This is a genomic window from Streptomyces sp. NPDC002156 (genome assembly GCF_053593675.1).
This window is the reverse complement of sequence record NZ_JBSFDA010000126.1, coordinates 1-16,818: the sequence shown is the minus strand read 5'-3', so window position 1 is coordinate 16,818 and position 16,818 is coordinate 1. Positions and strand designations below refer to the sequence as shown.

Here is a 16,818-nt window from a genome sequence, read left to right as displayed (position 1 = left end):
GCCTGTCGGACTCGGGCCGGCCGGGGCGCCCCTCCAGGGGCGCGAGGAACTGCGCGCTCAACCCCCACCGACCCGCAGCCAAACGAATCGGGACGGACGGGTCTTTCAGGGGCGCGAGGAACTGCGCAACCAGCCCCCACCGGGCCCGCGGCCAAACAACCCGCCCGTCCCGCAGAGCGCCTAGCTCGCCAGCGCCTCCTCCTGTGCCTCCGCCCTAGGCTCCGTGACCTTCCGCACCGGCGGTGGCTGACGGTGCGCCGGGTCTCGTACCTCGCCCACCAGGAGTTCCAGCACGTCCTCCATCGCCACCAGGCCGATCACCCGCCCCGACGCGTCCGCCACCTGCGCCAGGTGGGTCGCCGCCCGGCGCATCACCGTCAACGCGTCGTCCAGCGGGAGTTCCGAGCGCAGGGTCGTCATGGACCGCCAGATGTGCTGCGGCACCGCCCGTTCCGAGTCCTCCACGTCCAGTACGTCCTTCACGTGCAGGTAGCCCATGAAGGCGCCGTTCTCCGCGACCACCGGGAAGCGGGAGTAGCCCGTGCGAGCCGTGAGGGCGACCACCTGGCCCGGCGTGACCGACGGGCCCACCGTCACCAGGGACTCGCGGTCGAGGAGGACGTCCGTGACCGGGCGGGAGCCCAGTTCCAGCGCGTCCTCCAGGCGTTCCTGCTCACCGGGGTCGAGCAGCCCGGCCTGGCCCGCGTCCTCCACCAGGCGGTTGAGCTGTTCGCTGGTGAAGACCGCCTCTACCTCGTCCTTCGGCTCGACGCGGAAGAGTTTCAGGACCAGGCGGGCACAGGCGCCCAGGCCCACCGTGACCGGCCTGCACAAGCGGGCGAAAGCCACCAGCCCCGGGCTCAGCCACAGCGCCGTCTTCTCGGGCGCCGCCATCGCGAGGTTCTTCGGGAGCATCTCCCCGATGACCAGGTGGAGGAAGACCACGACCGCGAGCGCGATGACGTAGCCCAGCGGGTGGATCATGCCTTCGGGCAAGTGGGCCGCCTTGAAGACCGGCTCCAGCAGGTGGGCCACCGTCGGTTCGGCGACCGCGCCCAGGGTCAGCGAGCAGACGGTGATACCGAACTGGGCCGCGGCCATCATCTGCGGCAGCCGCTCCAGGCCGTACAGCACCTGACGGGACCTCGCCGTGCCGAGCGGTTCGATCTGGCTGCGGCGGACGGAGACGAGGGCGAACTCGGCGCCCACGAAGAAGCCGTTGGCGAGGACGAGGAGAAGGGCGAAGAGAAGTTGGAGCACGCTCATCGGGCCGCCTCCACCACGAGGTCGGCCGACTGCTTGCTGCCCTCTGTCCTGATCAGACGGACCCGCTCGGCCCGGTAGTGGCCGACCTGGCGGACCGAGAGGCGCCAGCCCGGCAGTTCGGCCCGGTCACCGGGGACCGGAATCCGGCCCAGCAGGTCGGCGACGAGGCCGGCGACCGTCTCGTACGGGCCCTCCGGCACGTCGAGGCCTATGCGCTGGAGGATGTCGACCCGGCAGCTGCCGTCGGCGTCCCAGGCGGGGCGGCCGTCGTCGGCCGGGGCCGCGGCGAGTTCGGGGACGTCCTGGTCGTCGTGCTCGTCGCGGACCTCGCCGACGAGTTCCTCGACGATGTCCTCCAGGGTGACGACGCCCGCCGTACCGCCGTACTCGTCGACGACGACGGCGATGGGCTGCTGGCTGCGCAGCAGTTCGAGCAGCGGCTGCACCGGGAGCGTTTCGGGGACCAGGAGCGGGGACTGGGCGATCTGGCCGACGGGGGTGCGCAGCCGGTCCGCCGCGGGCACCGCGAGGGCGTCCTTGAGGTGGACCATGCCGACGATCTCGTCGATCCGCTCCCGGTAGACGGGGAAGCGGGACAGGCCGGTGGCCCGGGTCAGGTTGACGACGTCCTCGGCGGTGGCCGACGACTGCAGCGAGCTGACCCGCACGCGCGGGGTCATCACGTGCTGCGCGGTCAGGTCGGCCAGCGACAGCGTCCGTACGAAGAGGTCCGCGGTGTCCTGTTCGAGGGCGCCGGCCTGGGCCGAGTGCCGGGCCAGGGAGACCAGTTCGCCGGGGGTGCGGGCCGAGGCCAGTTCGGCGGTGGGTTCGACGCCCAGGAGCCTGACCAGCCGGTTGGCGACCGAGTTGAGCCCGGCGATGACCGGGCGGAAGAGGCGGGAGAAGGCGTACTGCGGGCCGGCCACGAAGCGGGCGACCTGCATCGGCTTGGACACCGCCCAGTTCTTGGGCACGAGTTCGCCGATCACCATCTGCACGGCCGAGGCCAGCAGCATGCCGACGATCACCGAGACGCTCGGGACAGCCCCTTCGGGCAGACCGATCGCGGTGAACGGGCCGTGCAGCAGCTCCGCGAGCGCCGGTTCGGCGAGCATGCCGACGACGAGGGAGGTGATGGTGATGCCGAGTTGGGTGCCGGAGAGCTGGAAGGACAGCTCCTTGAGGGAGTCGACGACCGTACGGGCCCGTCGGTCGCCCTCTGCGGCGGCCTTCTCCGCTTCCGGCCGCTCGACCGTGACGAGGCCGAACTCGGCCGCCACGAAGAAGCCGTTGGCCAGGATCAGCAGGAATGCCGCAGCCAGGAGTAGCAGGGGGGTGGTCATGATGCCGCCGCCTCGATATGTCGGGAGGGGGCGGCGCAGGTACTACAGGACGATCCGTCCATCGCTGGAGGGAGTCACTCCTCGGGTAGCAGGGGGCCTCTGAAGACCGGGGGGAACATCAGTGGCGGAGGCGCACGAAAACGCCTCCGCCAACAGATTAATCAAGACAGGGGCCTGTGCGGCAGGGTGGACGGCCCTGAGTCAGCCCTGATCTTGCTCGGGGTCGCCCGCAGAGCGCGCTTCGGTGAGCGCCCGCAGGGTACGCGCGTCGTCGATGGCGCGCTGCTTGGAGATGCCGGGCTGGATGCCGAGCGCGGGCAGACTCGTCCCGTCGCTGAGGTCGAGGAACACCCAGGGGTCGCCCGAACGGAGGTTCACCCGGAGGATCTCCGCCCAGTCCAGACGCCTCTTGCTCGCGATGTTGACGACCGTGACCCCGGCCTCGTCGGCGACCACCTTCGGCCGGGACAGCAGCAGGAGCACGGACGACAGCAGCGCGCCGGTGAAGACGAAGCTGAGGCGTTCGCCGGGGCTGAGCTTCTCCAGGAGCAGCGAGATCGTCGTGATGACGACGAAGATCGCGGCGCTCGCGCTGACCAGCACGGCCCGGGTGCGGCCCGGCCGGAAAGTGACGGGCAGCGCGGGCAGGGCGGGTGGAACGGGTGCGGTGGGCGGATCCTGCATCGGCGTACGGTCCCTGTCGCTCACGGTGTCGGTCGCTTCCCGTGTCTCAGAGGCGGCAGGCGTGGATGGCCGTGGTCAGGATGGCGCGGGCGCCGATGTCGTAGAGGTCGTCCATGATCCGCTGGGCCTCCTTGGCGGGGACCATCGCGCGGACGGCGACCCAGCCCTCGTTGTGCAGCGGGGAGACCGTCGGCGACTCCAGACCGGGTGTCAGGGCGACGGCGTTCTCCAGCTGCTCGACGCGGCAGTCGTAGTCCATCATCACGTACGTCCGGGCGACCAGGACGCCCTGGAGGCGGCGCAGGAACTGCTGGACCTTGGGCTCGTCGGCCTCCGCGCCGACCCGGCGGATGACGATCGCCTCGGACTTCATGATGGGCTCGCCGAACACCTCCAGACCCGCGTTGCGCAGTGAGGTGCCGGTCTCGACGACGTCCGCGATGACCCCGGCGACACCGAGTTCGATCGCGGTCTCGACGGCGCCGTCGAGGTGGACGACGGAGGCGTCGACGCCGTGGTCGGCCAGGTGCTTGGCGACGATCCCCTCGTACGAGGTGGCCACGGTCAGACCGGCCAGGTCCTCGATACCTGCCGCGGTGCCGGGCTTGCCGGCGAAGCGGAAGGTGGAGCGGGCGAAGCCGAGCGGGAGGATCTCCTCCGCGCTGGCCCCGGAGTCGATGAGCAGGTCGCGGCCGGTGATGCCGATGTCGAGGCGGCCGGAGGAGACGTAGATCGCGATGTCGCGGGGGCGGAGGTAGAAGAACTCGACCTCGTTCTCCGGGTCGACGATGCGCAGTTCCTTGGACTCGCGGCGCTGCTGGTAGCCGGCCTCATGCAGCATGTCCGCCGCAGGTCCTGACAGGGAACCCTTGTTGGGGACGGCGATGCGCAGCATGAGGTCGGCTTCCTTCGTGTGATGTCTTACGGCGAACAGGTGCGGGGATGCTTACAGGTGGGCGTACACGTCGTCCAGCGAGATTCCGCGGGCGACCATCATCACCTGGACGTGGTAGAGCAGCTGCGAGATCTCCTCGGCGGCTGCTTCCTTCCCCTCGTACTCGGCGGCCATCCAGACCTCGGCGGCCTCTTCTACGACCTTCTTGCCGATGGCATGGACGCCCTTGCCGACCAGTTCAGCGGTGCGGGAGGTGGCGGGGTCGCCCGTGGCGGCCTTGTGCTGGAGCTCGGTGAACAGCTCCTCGAACGTCTTATTGGACATGGTGACGCCCACTTTACGCGTTGCGCCGACCGGCCTAACGCCACGGTTCGGATACTGAGCGGAGGGTGGCGGCCGTCGCCACGGCCGCCGTCACCGCCTCGTGTCCCTTGTCCTCGTTGGAGCCCGCGATACCCGCCCGGTCGAGGGCCTGTTCCTCGGTGTCGCAGGTCAGCACACCCATGCCGATAGGGACGCCGGTGTCGACCGAGACCTGGGTGAGGCCCTGGGTGACGCCCTGGCACACGTACTCGAAGTGCGGAGTGCCGCCCCTGATGACGACGCCGAGCGCGACGATCGCGTCGTAGCCCCGCCCGGCCAGGACCTTGGCCACGACCGGGAGTTCCCAGCTGCCGGGGACCCTCAGCAGGGTCGGCTCGTCGATGCCCAGGTCGCGCAGGGCGCGCAGGGCGCCGTCCACCAGACCGTCCATCACCTTCTCGTGCCACTGGGCCGCGATGACGGCGACCCTGAAGTCACCCACATTGCTTACGGACAGCTCCGGTGCACCCTTGCCGCTCACGTCTCTCCTCTGAACCTTGAAAACCTGTCGTGCTGTTCTTACTGGTTGCCGCAGGGGGACACGGGGGTCGTGTCCAGCCAGGGCAGGTCGTGTCCCATCCGGTCCCGCTTGGTGCGCAGGTAGTGGAGGTTGTGCTCGCCCGCCTGTACGGGCATCGGCTCGCGGTCGGTGACCTCGATGCCGTGCCGGACGAGTGCGTCGGTCTTGTCGGGGTTGTTCGTCATCAGGCGCACGCTGCGGACGCCGAGGTCCTGGAGTATCTGCGCGCCGGCGCCGTAGTCCCGGGCGTCGGCGGGCAGGCCCAGCTCCAGGTTGGCGTCGAGGGTGTCGCGGCCCTGTTCCTGAAGCTCGTACGCCCGGAGCTTGGACAGCAGTCCGATGCCGCGCCCCTCGTGGCCGCGCAGGTAGACGACGACTCCCCTGCCCTCGTCCCGGATGCGTTCCAGGGAGGTCTGCAGTTGGGGGCCGCAGTCGCAGCGCAGGGAGTGGAAGACGTCGCCGGTGAGGCATTCGGAGTGGACGCGGACCAGGACGTCCTCGCCGTCGTCGGCTCGGACGTCGCCGTGGACGAGGGCGACGTGCTCGACGCCGTCGACGGTGGAGCGGTAGCCGTACGCCGTGAACGTGCCGAAGGCGGTGGGGAGCCGGGTCTCGGCCTCGCGGCGGACGGTGGGCTCGGCGCTCTTGCGGTAGGCGATCAGGTCCTCGATGGAGATGATCGTCAGGCCGTGCTTGCGGGCGAAGGGGATCAGCTCGGGCAGCCGCAGCATCCGGCCGTCCTCGCCGGCGATCTCGACGATCGCGCCGGCCGGGCGCAGCCCCGCGAGGCGGGCGAGGTCGACGGCGGCCTCGGTGTGGCCGTTGCGGACGAGCACGCCGCCGGGCCTGGCGCGCAGCGGGAAGATGTGGCCGGGGCGGACGAAGTCGTCGGCACCGGCGTCGCCGCCCGCGAGGAGCTGAAGCGTGGTGGCGCGGTCGGAGGCCGAGATACCGGTGCTCACACCGTGAACGGCAGACGCGTCGACCGACACTGTGAACGCGGTTTTCATCGACTCGGTGTTGTCGTCGACCATCTGCGGCAGCCGGAGCCGGTCCAGCTCGTCGCCCTCCATGGGGGCGCAGATGAGCCCGCGGCACTCGCTCATCATGAAGGCGACGATCTCGGGGGTCGCCTTCTCGGCGGCGATGACGAGGTCGCCCTCGTTCTCCCGGTCCTCGTCGTCGACGACCACGACCGGGCGGCCGGCGGCGATGTCCGCGATGGCCTGCTCGATCGGGTCGAGGGACCAGTCCTCGATGTTGTCGGTGCTGTAGAGGATGGGTGCCGTGCTCATGCGGGCGCTCCTTCCAGGACGGGCCGCGTTTCCTTGCGGGAGCGCAGCCACCAGTCGCGCATGCCCCACAGGACGAGCGCGCCGTAGATGACGTAGACGAAGCCGGAGAAGGCGTAGCCGTTGGCGAAGTTGAGGGGGACGCCGACGAGGTCGACGAGGAGCCAGGCGAACCAGAACTCGACCATGCCGCGCGCCTGGGCGTACATGGCGACGATGGTGCCGACGAAGATGTAGGCGTCCGGCCAGGGGTCCCAGGACAGGGTGGGGTAGGCCTTGAAGAGCAGGGCCACGGCGACCGTGCCGACGGCGGCGGCGCCGATCATCGCACCGCGCTCGCGCCAGGTGGCGAACCGCGGGGTGATGTGGCCGTCTCCGCCCTCGCTCTTGCGGCGGTTCCACTGCCACCAGCCGTAGCCGGCGACGAGCATGACGACGACCTGCTTGCCCGCGCTGCCGGTGAGATGGCCGTAGAAGGCGCCGAAGAGGACCAGGCCCGACAGGAACTGGACGGGCCAGCTCAGGATGGAGCGCCGCCAGCCGAGGGCCAGGGCGACCAGGCCGAGGATGTTGCCGATCATGTCCGACCAGAGGATGTGCTGGTCGAGGAGGGTGAACGCCTCGGTGTTCAGCCAGTTCACTTCGCCGCCCCCTGTGGCCCGAGCAGCCGCTCGACGTACTTGGCGATGACGTCGACCTCGAGGTTGACCGGGTCGCCGGGCTGCTTGCGGCCGAGCGTGGTCAGATCGAGGGTGGTGGGGATGAGGCTGACGGTGAAGTAGTCGGGGCCCGCGTCGACGACGGTGAGGCTGATGCCGTCGACGGTGATGGAGCCCTTCTCGACGACATAGCGGGTGAGGTCGGCGGGGAGCGAGATCTTGACGATCTCCCAGTTCTCGGACGGCTTGCGTTCGAGGACCGTGCCCGTGCCGTCGACGTGGCCCTGCACGATGTGGCCGCCGAGGCGGGCGCCGAGGGCCATGGGGCGTTCGAGGTTGACGCAGGAGCCGACGGCGAGAACGCCCAGGCTGGAGCGGTCGAGGGTCTCCGCCATGACGTCGGCGGTGAACTCGTCGCCCTCGTGTTCGACGACGGTGAGACATACGCCGTTGACGGCGATGGAGTCGCCGTGGCGGGCGCCTTCGGTGACTACGGGGCCACGGAGCCGGAAGCGTGAGGCATCGCCGAGGTTCTCGACGGCCGTGACTTCGCCCAGCTCTTCGACGATTCCGGTGAACACTTCCCGGGTCCTCCCTGCCTCTTCGGGCACGGACTCCGGGGCCTGTCGATGACGACAGCTGTGAACGAGCGGAAACACCGGGAGCGACGCCGGACGCAGCTCGGCCCATGACCGAGCGGTACGGCGGCGCGCACGAATGCCCGCTCGCCGCGCACTGCCTCCCATCCGGACTTTAACCGTCGGTCCAGGAATTCCACCTGGTCAACCGGCCGCCAAAACGCTGAGCGGACGGGTCGCGGACTATAACCGCCGGTTCGGACTTTCACCGACCCCGGAGTGCGCTGCTTCTGTTACAGGCCAGTGTGCCACGCCGCATGGTGGTCCATGCGGGTGAGTTGTGTGGACTGGCTCACAAGCAGTGACGGGAATAAGTGGCGGGCGACAAGCGGCAGGTGAGGGGCGGGCGACCAGGCCACGCAATTGGTCCATACCTATTGACCGTCAAGGTCCGGACCTCCTACCGTCGGTGCCGGACCGGCGGCGGTGAAGATGGCCCTTGCCCGCCGCCGGGCCCCCATGCCTCACCTGGCCGAGGCCCCGAACAGCACGTCCTGGGCACCCTCCCGCGCCGTCAGCAGCGCCCCGCGCAACACCGCTCCACCGCCCAGCGCGCTCGCGTGCACCTCCGCCGGGAGGGGCGACATCCTGGCGAGCCGTTCCTCGACACGGGCGGCGAGTACGTCACCGCCCGCCCGGCCGATCTCGCCGCCCAGCACCACACACCCCGGGTCGAGGACGGCGACGACGGACGCGGCGCCGATCGCGACGCGGTCGGCGAGGACGTCGAGGAAACGGGCGTGGGCCGGGGTTCCGGGGTCCGCGACGGCCGCCCGGACCAGGGCCGCCGCGTGGGGCTCATGAGCGCCGGCGTCGGCCACCACGCCCTGCGCGTCCGCGAGTCGGCCGATCGCCGCCGCCGCGGCGAGGGAGTGGAAGCCGCCCTCGCAGTCCGTCGCCGACGGCAGCTGTCCCGTCCCCGGCACCGGCAGGAAGCCGATCTCGCCGGTGCCGCCGGAGACCCCCCGACGCAGGGTGCCGTCGAGGACCACGGCCGCGCCGGTGCCGTGGCCGAGCCACAGCAGCACGAAGGTGTCCCGGTCGCGGGCGGCGCCGTCGCGCTGTTCGGCGAGGGCGGCGAGGTTGGTCTCGTTCTCGACGATCACGCGCGCCTCGGGAAGCCGCTCCTGGAGCGCGGCGACGAGTCTGCGGTGCCACTCGGGCAGGCCCGTGGAGTTCCGGAGTTCGCCGGTCGCCGGGTCGATCAGGCCGGGGGCGCCGATCCCGACCGTGTGCAGTCGCTCGGCGCCGGCCTCCTTCGCCACCCGCTCGACGAGAGCGACCGCCTGTTCGACGGCGGGGCCGGTGCCGGTGTCGTCCCCGATGGGCACGGACGCCTCGGCGAGCACCTCGCCCAGCAGGTCGGCGACGACGACGGAGACGCCTTCGGTACGGATGTCGAGGGCGGCCAGGTGGGCGAGGTCGGCGACGATCCCGTACACCTTCGCGTTCGGTCCGCGCCGCTGCTCCCCCGACTCCCCCACGACCGTGATCAGGCCGGCGGCGGTGAGGCGTTCGACGAGGTCGGCGACCGTCGGCCGGGACAGGCCGGTGAGCTGCTTCAGCCGCCCGGCCGTCAGCGGGCCCTCCTGCTGGAGCAGACGCAGGGCGAGCCGGTCGTTGATGGCCCGGGCGGTGCTCGGGGATGCGGGCATGCCGAGATCCTTCCAGATCGGCGGGGCCGTTCCCGCTGCGGACGGCCGATATCTCGCTATCTATCAGGCAGGGTTCCTGATAGTTTACGGCAGCGCGCGGCGGAGCCTCCGCGACGCAGCTCAGAACACGGGCGGGGAGCCGATCCGGGGAGAGGCCGCAGAATGAGTTCAGTGCTGAACGAACGACACGAGGTGAAGCGCGCCCGGTACGCCGTGGCCGCCGTCTTCGCCGTGCACGGCGCCGTCACCGGCTCGTTCGCGACCCGTGTGCCGTGGATTCAGGACCATGCCTCGGTCAGCGCGGGCCAGTTGGGGCTGGCGCTGGCGTTCCCCGCGCTGGGCGCGTCCCTCGCGATGCCGCTCGCGGGCCGGATCAGCCACCGCTTCGGCGCCCGTACGGCGCTGCGCGGACTGATCTCCCTCTGGACGCTGGCGCTGGTGCTGCCTGCGCTGTCCCCGAACCTCCCCACACTCTGCCTCTCGCTGTTCGTCTACGGCGCGACGGCCGGTATGGCGGACGTGGCGATGAACGCGCTGGGCGTCGAGATCGAGAACCGCCTCGGCAAGTCGATCATGTCCGGCCTGCACGGCATGTGGAGCGCGGGCGCCTTGGTCGGAGCGGCGGGCGGAACACTCGCCGCACACCTGGGCTCGGACGCACGCCTCCATCACGCGCTCGCGGCGACGACGCTCACGCTGCTCGGTCTGGTCGCCTGCCGCTGGGTGCTCGACCTTCGCCCGACCGAGGACGAGGAGCCGCCCCCGAGGTTCGCGCTGCCGCCCAAGTCGGCGCTGCTGATCGGCGCGATCGGGTTCTGCGCGGTGTTCGCGGAGGGCGCGAGCCTGGACTGGTCCGCGGTGTACCTACGGGACGAGTTGGGCACCTCGGACGGTCTCGCGGCGGCCTCCACGACCGGCTTCATGCTGACGATGGCGCTGGCCCGGCTCGTCGGCGACGCGGTCGTGAACCGCTTCGGCTCGGTACGCACGGTCCGCGCGAGCGGCGCCCTCGCCGTGGCCGGTGGCCTGCTCATCGTGGTCGCGGAACATCCCGCCACGGCGATGACGGGCTTCGCGCTGCTCGGTCTCGGCATCGCCGTGGTCGTCCCGCTGTGCTTCGCGGCGGCGGGCCGCAGCGGTCCCAACCCCAGCCAGGCCATCGCGGGCGTCGCGACCATCACGTACACCTCGGGCCTGGTCGCACCGAGCGCGATCGGGACGCTGGCCCAGGCGACGAGCCTGGTGGTGTCGTTCGGGCTGGTCACCGTGCTGGCGTGCGGGCTCACCGGGTTCGCGGGGGTACTGCGCACGGGCGACCGGGACCGCCCGAAGGTCGGGCCGCCCAGCGCGGTGGTGCCTGAGCGCAGGGCCTGAACCGGCGGCGGCACCGCGCACGTCCGCGTGGCACCTGCGCCGGGCCGAGCGAACGGGGCCCGGGTTCGCAGGCGCGCTGCACACCGTCAACCGCGACGGCTCCCGAGCGCCCCTGAAGACCCTGTCCGTCCAGATTCGTTTGGCTGCGGGTCGGTGGGGGCTGGTCGCGCAGTTCCCCGCGCCCCTAGGAGAGCGCTTCGCGCCCGTCCAACCCGCCCCGCCTGCCCTGAACCGGCCGCCGCTCCACGGGGCGAGCCAAGGGGTGCCCCGCCGGGAAGCGCACGGTGGGTGCCAACTGACCGGCGCCCCGTCGCTGATACGCGGTTCCGCGACCATGTCACTGAAGTAGTTGCAGCTCAGCGTGCCAGGTCGTAGGCGTATGACGCCGTGAACGTGCCGGGGGTGCCCTTGCAGCCGTCCGATTCGCCCGGGAGTTTGACCCACAGGTAGGCGTCGATACGGGCCTCGCCCGTGTTCGTGGTCGGGGCGCGGCCGAGTTTTCGGCCGGCCGGGTCGCACCACTCGCCGTCGGGCGGGGCGCCGTTGCCGTTGCGGCTGGTGTCGATGACGGCGCCCAGGCCGGCGGGGCCGCCGAGGGCGTCGAGGATCTGTCGGTCGTACGCGATCTCGTCGGCCGTGGTGTGGAAGTTGGAGACGTTGCTGAAGACGCCGTCGGAGGAGGCGGCCGAGGCGGCGCCCGCCTGGCGGAGCAGGGTCGCCTGTTTGGCGGGGGCGTTCCAGCCGGAGTGGCCGGCGTCGTAGTAGACGCGGGCGTTGGGGTCGGCGGCCTTGAGGACGCGGCCCGCGCGGGCCAGTGAGGCGAAGCGGGCGGTGCGCTGGGCCGTGGACAGGCAGTTGGCCAGGGCTATCGAGTCGGGCTCCAGGATCACGATGACCTCGTCGGAGCCGAGGCCCGCCGCGAAGGCGTCGATCCAGCCGTCGTACGCGGCGAGGTCGGGTGCGCCTCCCTGGGAGGCGCCGCCGCAGTCGCGGTCCGGGACGGCGTAGGGCACCACCACCGGGACCCGGCCGGAGGCCGCCGCACCCGCGGTGACCGCGCGGACCCGGGCCGCGATCGTCGAGGGCGAGTAGTCGGCGAACCAGACCGCGGCCGGACGGTCGGCGATCTCCGCCTCGATGACCGGGCGGCGCGGATCGTCGCGGTGGGCACGGACCCAGTCGAGAACCTGGGAGTCGGGGTGGCGGTAGAGGCGTACGGACGCGGGGGCGGGCGCCTGCTTCGCCTCGGGCTCCGTGCTCGCGGGACTCGTGGGCGAGGGCGTGCGGCTCGGTTTCCGTGTCTCCGTCGTACGGGCGGACGGGGACGGGGACTTCGAGGCGCTCGGCGTGGGCGAGGCCGACGACTCCGCGGGCAGTGGGGCGAGCAGCGGTGAGCTGCTCAGCTCGGGCCTGGCCTCGTCGGAGCCGCCACCGCCGTCGTCGAGCGCGGACAGCAGCCCGGTGGCGGTGCCGACGGCGACCACCACCGAGGCGGCGGCGACCATGACGGAACGCCGGGCGGCGCGCCTGCGTTCGGCCCGGCGCGCGGCCAGGCGTTGGGCGCGCAAGCCTGACACGTACAGCTCCCCCTCCTCGGCCCGGGTGGGCGCGTTCCCCCGTTCTGGGGAAGCGTCCGGCCCGGCGGCACGTGCGCCAGCCTAGGACTGGGACCCTGCCCTCATGGTGCAATTGGAACAGTTCACCACACCCGTCGATCAGGTCGTCTCGCGGATGCGCGCGCTGGAGACACGGCTGCCGCCGCGCGACGGACTGGCGGTCTTCAACCGTGTCTACCTCGCCGTCACGGAGGCCTTCGACCGGCGTCTGGAGGCCGGCGCGTTCCCGGACGCGAAGGCCGCGATCACCCTGGACGTACGGTTCGCGGAGCGGTATCTGCGGGTCGCCGAGGACGACCACGCGCCCGCCTGCTGGCGCCCGTTGCTCCAGTTCCGCCACCATCCCGGCGTACGACCGCTGCAGTTCGCACTTGCGGGCATCAATGCGCACATCGGGCACGATCTGGCGCTCGCCGTCGTGGACGCCTGTCGTACGCTCGACTGCGAACCGGCCGACCTGGAGGACGAGTTCGAGTGCGTGGGCGATCTACTCGTCTCGCTGGAGGAGCGCGTCCGCGAAGAGCTGATGCCGGGCCCCGACCTCCTCCAGATCGCCGATCCGCTCACCCATCTCCTCGGCGCGTGGAGCATGGAACGGGCCCGGGCCGCCACCTGGTCCGCGGCCCGCGCGCTGTGGGCGCTGCGCCGACTGCCCGATGTCACCGATGAGTTCACCGACCGTCTCGACGCGGCGGTCGGCTTCGCGAGCCGCATGCTCCTCACGCCACTACCGGACTGATCCGGCCACTCCTGCGCACGACCTCCGCCAGAACTAGATGAACCTTGTACGTTCGACGGCGAGAGCGTCTCTTGCAAAGGAGCACGAGCATGGCCGTACGCCTGGGTCTTGGTCTACCGCAAACACGCCAGTACGAGATCGGACGGGACGTGCCGGACGTGGCACGCACGGCCGAGCAGATCGGTTACGAGAGCCTCTGGGTGTTCGAACGCGCACTGTTCCCGGAGCCCGCGACCCAGGGCCTGTACGGCATGGAGGGCGTCCCCTGGCCCGACGCGTACCGGAGTCTGGCCGAACCGCTGGTGACGCTGACGCTGGCCGCCGCGGCCACCGAGCGGGCGCGACTCGGCACCAGCGTGCTGGTCGCCCCGCTGCACGGCCCCTTCCAACTGGCCCGCGCCCTGGGCACGTTGGACGCGGCGAGCGGCGGCCGGGTGGTGGCGGGCCTCGGCACGGGCTGGTCCCTCGACGAGTACGCCGCCGCCGGAGTCGCCCCGTTCGCGGAGCGCGGCCAGGTCCTGGACGAGGTCCTCGACGTATGCCGGGCGGTCTGGGGCCCGGACCCGGTCCGGTACGACGGCCGGCTGACGAAGATCGCGCCGGCCGTGGTCGGTCCCAAGCCCGCCCGGCCGATACCGATATTCCTGCCCGCTCTGAGCAAGAAGTCCCTGACCCGGCTCGTCGAACGCGGCGACGGCTGGAACCCGGTCGCCATGGGCGCCGAGCAACTCGCCGCCCAGTGGCAGCAGGTGCAGGCCTTCGCCGCCGAGAAGGGCCGCACGAGGCCGATCGAGACGGCGGCGCGGGCGAACCTCGCCTACACGGCGAAGGCGTACGACGGCGCCGACCGCCAGCCCTTCCAGGGCAGCATCGACCAGATCGTGACGGACCTCGCCGCCCACGCCGAGATCGGCCTCGACGAGTTCTTCGTCGACTTCGGCGACGCCCCGCGGGACGCCGCCGAACTCAAGGACCTGGCCGCCGAGTTGTACGAGGCGGCACGGGCGGCCGGGATCTGATCAGTCCGATTCCCGTCAGTCTTCCGGGAGTTCGACGGGTGCGATCTCGTCGTAGACGTCACCGGGGCCGGGGTTGGTCGGGTCGGTGGTCCCGCCGAAGTGGTGCATGACGCCCCAGACCGCGTTCAGCGCGGTCTGGACGGCGCCCTCGGCCCAGCCGGCCGTCCAGGAGATGTCGTCACCGGCGAGGAAGATGCCCCGCTTGTCGGCGGGCAACCGGTCCTGCATGAAGTGGGTGAACAGGCGCCGCTGGTAGCGGTAGTGGCCGGGCAGGTTGGCCTTGAAGGCACCCATGAAGTAGGGCTCGTTCTCCCAGGAGACGGTGACGGGGTTACCAATGACGTGCCCCCGAATATCCACATTCGGATAGATCTCACCGAGGGACTTCAGCATGACCTCCATCCGCTCGTTCGCGGACAACGGCAGCCACTTGAGGCTGTCGTCGCACCAGGTGTACGAGAGACAGATGACGGCCGGCTTGTCCGGACCGTCGTCGAGGAGATAAGTCCCGCGTGTCATACGGTCGGTGAGGGTCATGGACATCAAGTCCCGCCCGGTGACGGGGTCCTTGTCGAGCCAGAAGGGCCGATCGACAGGCACGAAGAGTTTGCTGGACTCCATGTAGTGGGTGCGCTCGATGGCGGTCCAGTGGTCGATCGGGAAGAGCGAGTCGTCGCAGGCGATCTTCGAGAGCAGCATCCAGGACTGGGCGGTGAAGACGGCCGCCGGGTACGTACGGATGTCGCCGCCAGCGTCGGTGACGGTGATCCGGTTGCCGGCCGTGCGGTGGAGACGGGTCACGGCGGGGCGCGGTACGCCGTTCACGTGCAGGGCTGCGAGGGAGGTCCCGTACGGCCAGTGGACGATCTTCCCGGGCTCGCGTTCCCAGAGCCGCAGCGGCAGTTGCTGGCTACCGCCGACGATCCCGCGGTGATGGTCGTCGGCCTCGGTGTAGACGACCCGCAGGATCTCCAGGATCGAGTTGGGAAAGTCGGTGTCCCAGCCACCTGTTCCGAACCCCACCTGCCCGAAGATCTCTCGGTGCCGGAAGGACTTGAAGGCCTCGGAGTCGCAGAGGAAGCCGTAGAAGGTCTGGTTGTCGAGCTTCTCGACGAGCCGGGCCCAGATCTCCCGGATGCGCGGAACGTCGCGCTCGCGCAGTGCCCGGTTCATGTCGGAGAAGTCGGCACCTTCTTCAAGGCACTTGCTCCAGGCCTCGGCGACATCACGGTAGACCTGCGGCAGATCGTCGACCGTCTCGGCGTAGTGGGACTCGCCCTTGAGGTCGACGACGGTCGAAGGGGTGCACTCCGCAAGGGGGTTGGGGAACGGCCGGGTCTCCAGGTCCACCAGGTCGATGTAGTGCTGGAGGGCGGTGGAGGAGGGCGGGAAGCGCATCGCGCCCATCTCGGCGGTGAGGGAGGGATCGCAGCCGTCGAAACCGACGGTCCGCAGCCGCCCACCGATCTGATCGGCCTCGTACACAACGGGCTTGAGGCCCATCTTCATCAGCTCGTACGCGGCCACGATCCCCGAGAGTCCGCCGCCGATGACGGCGACCTCGGTGCCGTGCTCGGTCGCGGGGATCTGCCCGAGGCCTGCCGGGTGGGCGAGGAAGTCGTCGTAGGCGTAGGGGAAGTCCGGCCCGAACATGGTGATCGGCGGCTGCTGCGCGTCGGCGTGCTGGACGGCGGTGGGCACCGTGGACGTCATGGGGTACGGACTCCTTGCGGGGTGAAGCAGGTAAGGGGGTGGGCTCGGATTGTCAGACTCAGACGAGGGAACCGTAGAGCCCGGGGCGGCGGTCCTGGAGGTACGGGTTCGCCTCGCGGGAGGCGGCGAGGAGGACGGGGTCCACGTCGGCGAGGAGGAGTTCCTCACCGCGGCCGGCCCGGGCACGGGCGACCCCGTCGGGTCCGGCGAGCGTGGAGAGCCCGACGAAGTCGAACTCCCCTTCCTGGCCGACCCGGTTGACGTACGCGACGTACATCTGGTTCTCGAAGGCCCGCACCGGTACGACGGACTCGGCGACGAACTGGAACGGGTGCATCTGCGCCGTCGGGACCAGGAGGAGGTCGGTGCCGGCGAGGGCGTGGGCGCGGACGTTCTCCGGGAACTCGACGTCGTAGCAGATCATGAGGCCGACCCGGAGACCGTTCAGTTCGGCCTGTACGACGGGCTGCTCGCCCGGGGTGAAGTGGTCGCGTTCGAAGCAGCCGAAGAGGTGGGTCTTGCGGTAGTTGGCGAGACGGGTGCCGTCGGCGGAGACGATCTGCGCGGAGTTGAAGACCTGGTCGGCGGCGCGCTCGGGGTAGCCGTAGGCGATCGCGAGGCCGTGGCGCGAGGCGATCTCGGCGACCGCGTCGGCGGAGTCGCCGTCGGCGGGCTCGGCGAGGCGTCCGATGTCGTCGCCGATGGCATACCCCGTGAGGAACATCTCCGGCGCGGCCAGCAGCGCGGCGCCCGCTGCGGCGGCCCGGGCAGCGGTCTCGTCGAGCACCTTGAGGTTGCCGACGAGGGAGCCGGGGCGGCCGGAGCTTTGGAGCAGGGCGGTGCGCATGCGGGGTCCTTGCAGGTGCTGAACGTTTTCTGGGGGCCGAATAGACGGTACGGGTGGGGGGCTGGGCCGGACAAGGAGTGGCTGTTGCGCGTCGGTGAGCGAATCGTTGCGCGGGGAGGGTGCGGGGCAGCGATTCGTTGTTCTCGCCCCCGCCGCCCTTACCCGTTCCCATCCCCTGGGGGCTGCGCCCCCAGA

16 protein-coding genes and 1 riboswitch are annotated in these 16,818 nt (G+C 70.8%); of the genes, 3 read left to right on the top strand and 13 right to left on the bottom strand.

The features are described from left to right. Positions 1–180: 180 nt before the first annotated feature. The 10 genes from ACWCRB_RS35865 to ACWCRB_RS35820 all read right to left on the bottom strand — a co-directional run bounded on the left by ACWCRB_RS35865 (position 181) and on the right by ACWCRB_RS35820 (position 9,315). Complete coding sequence (locus ACWCRB_RS35865) at positions 181–1,266, bottom strand: hemolysin family protein (protein ID WP_451000044.1); 1,086 nt, start codon at positions 1,264–1,266, stop codon at positions 181–183. Further along, complete coding sequence (locus ACWCRB_RS35860; protein ID WP_451000043.1) at positions 1,263–2,609, bottom strand: hemolysin family protein; 1,347 nt, start codon at positions 2,607–2,609, stop codon at positions 1,263–1,265. Before ACWCRB_RS35860 ends, ACWCRB_RS35865 begins: the two co-directional genes overlap by 4 nt. A 201-nt stretch (positions 2,610–2,810) precedes the next feature. Further along, positions 2,811–3,293, bottom strand: a complete 483-nt coding sequence (locus tag ACWCRB_RS35855) for a PH domain-containing protein (RefSeq protein WP_369032070.1) — start codon at positions 3,291–3,293, stop codon at positions 2,811–2,813. Between the two features lie 46 nt (positions 3,294–3,339). Continuing rightward, the gene (hisG, locus tag ACWCRB_RS35850; protein WP_369032069.1) at positions 3,340–4,188 is read right to left on the bottom strand and encodes an ATP phosphoribosyltransferase; all 849 of its coding nucleotides are present in this window, start codon (positions 4,186–4,188) and stop codon (positions 3,340–3,342) included. A gap of 51 nt (positions 4,189–4,239) precedes the next feature. Then, positions 4,240–4,512: a phosphoribosyl-ATP diphosphatase gene (locus ACWCRB_RS35845; RefSeq protein WP_006378313.1), complete on the bottom strand. Its 273-nt coding sequence runs from the start codon at positions 4,510–4,512 to the stop codon at positions 4,240–4,242. 34 nt (positions 4,513–4,546) lie between these two features. Further along, the gene (gene ribH / locus ACWCRB_RS35840; RefSeq protein ID WP_369032068.1) at positions 4,547–5,032 is read right to left on the bottom strand and encodes a 6,7-dimethyl-8-ribityllumazine synthase; all 486 of its coding nucleotides are present in this window, start codon (positions 5,030–5,032) and stop codon (positions 4,547–4,549) included. Between the two features lie 38 nt (positions 5,033–5,070). Then, on the bottom strand, positions 5,071–6,366 hold the full coding sequence (locus ACWCRB_RS35835) for a bifunctional 3,4-dihydroxy-2-butanone-4-phosphate synthase/GTP cyclohydrolase II (RefSeq protein WP_451000042.1): 1,296 nt from the start codon (positions 6,364–6,366) through the stop codon (positions 5,071–5,073). Then, entirely contained in the window at positions 6,363–7,004 is a 642-nt protein-coding gene (locus ACWCRB_RS35830) for a nicotinamide mononucleotide transporter family protein (protein WP_451000041.1), read from the bottom strand. Before ACWCRB_RS35830 ends, ACWCRB_RS35835 begins: the two co-directional genes overlap by 4 nt. Further along, positions 7,001–7,603 carry a riboflavin synthase gene (locus ACWCRB_RS35825; RefSeq protein WP_451000040.1) on the bottom strand — a complete coding sequence of 201 codons (603 nt, stop codon included), beginning with the start codon at positions 7,601–7,603 and terminating at the stop codon, positions 7,001–7,003. The genes ACWCRB_RS35830 and ACWCRB_RS35825 overlap by 4 nt, the downstream gene beginning before the upstream one ends. A gap of 147 nt (positions 7,604–7,750) precedes the next feature. Next, a riboswitch (FMN riboswitch) is annotated at positions 7,751–7,887 on the bottom strand. Between the two features lie 237 nt (positions 7,888–8,124). Beyond that, entirely contained in the window at positions 8,125–9,315 is a 1,191-nt protein-coding gene (locus ACWCRB_RS35820; protein ID WP_451000039.1) for an ROK family transcriptional regulator, read from the bottom strand. A 171-nt stretch (positions 9,316–9,486) separates the two neighbouring features. Here ACWCRB_RS35820 and ACWCRB_RS35815 point away from each other — a divergent pair, with 171 nt between their 5' ends. Next, the gene (locus ACWCRB_RS35815; protein ID WP_451000038.1) at positions 9,487–10,689 is read left to right on the top strand and encodes an MFS transporter; all 1,203 of its coding nucleotides are present in this window, start codon (positions 9,487–9,489) and stop codon (positions 10,687–10,689) included. A 356-nt stretch (positions 10,690–11,045) separates the two neighbouring features. Here the strand turns inward: ACWCRB_RS35815 and ACWCRB_RS35810 are convergent, their stop codons facing one another. Further along, positions 11,046–12,194 carry a glycoside hydrolase family 6 protein gene (locus ACWCRB_RS35810; protein ID WP_451000056.1) on the bottom strand — a complete coding sequence of 383 codons (1,149 nt, stop codon included), beginning with the start codon at positions 12,192–12,194 and terminating at the stop codon, positions 11,046–11,048. A 175-nt stretch (positions 12,195–12,369) separates the two neighbouring features. On the opposite strand from ACWCRB_RS35810, the gene ACWCRB_RS35805 reads away from it, so the two are divergent. Together ACWCRB_RS35805 and ACWCRB_RS35800 are read left to right on the top strand one after the other, a co-directional pair. Beyond that, positions 12,370–13,044: a DUF5995 family protein gene (locus ACWCRB_RS35805; protein WP_451000037.1), complete on the top strand. Its 675-nt coding sequence runs from the start codon at positions 12,370–12,372 to the stop codon at positions 13,042–13,044. Positions 13,045–13,133: 89 nt separating this feature from the next. Next, a complete protein-coding gene (locus ACWCRB_RS35800; RefSeq protein WP_451000036.1) occupies positions 13,134–14,063 on the top strand; it encodes an LLM class F420-dependent oxidoreductase in 930 nt (309 codons plus the stop codon). Between the two features lie 15 nt (positions 14,064–14,078). Here the strand turns inward: ACWCRB_RS35800 and ACWCRB_RS35795 are convergent, their stop codons facing one another. Beyond that, positions 14,079–15,776, bottom strand: a complete 1,698-nt coding sequence (locus ACWCRB_RS35795) for a flavin monoamine oxidase family protein (protein ID WP_451000035.1) — start codon at positions 15,774–15,776, stop codon at positions 14,079–14,081. A gap of 58 nt (positions 15,777–15,834) precedes the next feature. Beyond that, the gene (locus ACWCRB_RS35790; RefSeq protein WP_451000034.1) at positions 15,835–16,623 is read right to left on the bottom strand and encodes a carbon-nitrogen hydrolase family protein; all 789 of its coding nucleotides are present in this window, start codon (positions 16,621–16,623) and stop codon (positions 15,835–15,837) included. Between the last annotated feature and the right edge of the window lie 195 nt (positions 16,624–16,818).

Excerpts from the sequence above, each read along its gene's own strand:
- ACWCRB_RS35835 (WP_451000042.1), bottom strand. The coding sequence starts at position 6,366 with ATGAGCACGGCACCCATCCTCTACAGCACCGACAACATCGAGGACTGG.
- ACWCRB_RS35790 (WP_451000034.1), bottom strand. The coding sequence starts at position 16,623 with ATGCGCACCGCCCTGCTCCAAAGCTCCGGCCGCCCCGGCTCCCTCGTC.
- ACWCRB_RS35865 (WP_451000044.1), bottom strand. The coding sequence starts at position 1,266 with ATGAGCGTGCTCCAACTTCTCTTCGCCCTTCTCCTCGTCCTCGCCAAC.
- ACWCRB_RS35860 (WP_451000043.1), bottom strand. The coding sequence starts at position 2,609 with ATGACCACCCCCCTGCTACTCCTGGCTGCGGCATTCCTGCTGATCCTG.
- ACWCRB_RS35845 (WP_006378313.1), bottom strand. The coding sequence starts at position 4,512 with ATGTCCAATAAGACGTTCGAGGAGCTGTTCACCGAGCTCCAGCACAAG.
- ACWCRB_RS35800 (WP_451000036.1), top strand. The coding sequence starts at position 13,134 with ATGGCCGTACGCCTGGGTCTTGGTCTACCGCAAACACGCCAGTACGAG.
- hisG (WP_369032069.1), bottom strand. The coding sequence starts at position 4,188 with ATGCTGCGCATCGCCGTCCCCAACAAGGGTTCCCTGTCAGGACCTGCG.
- ACWCRB_RS35805 (WP_451000037.1), top strand. The coding sequence starts at position 12,370 with ATGGTGCAATTGGAACAGTTCACCACACCCGTCGATCAGGTCGTCTCG.
- ACWCRB_RS35855 (WP_369032070.1), bottom strand. The coding sequence starts at position 3,293 with ATGCAGGATCCGCCCACCGCACCCGTTCCACCCGCCCTGCCCGCGCTG.
- ACWCRB_RS35820 (WP_451000039.1), bottom strand. The coding sequence starts at position 9,315 with ATGCCCGCATCCCCGAGCACCGCCCGGGCCATCAACGACCGGCTCGCC.
- ACWCRB_RS35795 (WP_451000035.1), bottom strand. The coding sequence starts at position 15,776 with ATGACGTCCACGGTGCCCACCGCCGTCCAGCACGCCGACGCGCAGCAG.
- ACWCRB_RS35810 (WP_451000056.1), bottom strand. The coding sequence starts at position 12,194 with ATGGTCGCCGCCGCCTCGGTGGTGGTCGCCGTCGGCACCGCCACCGGG.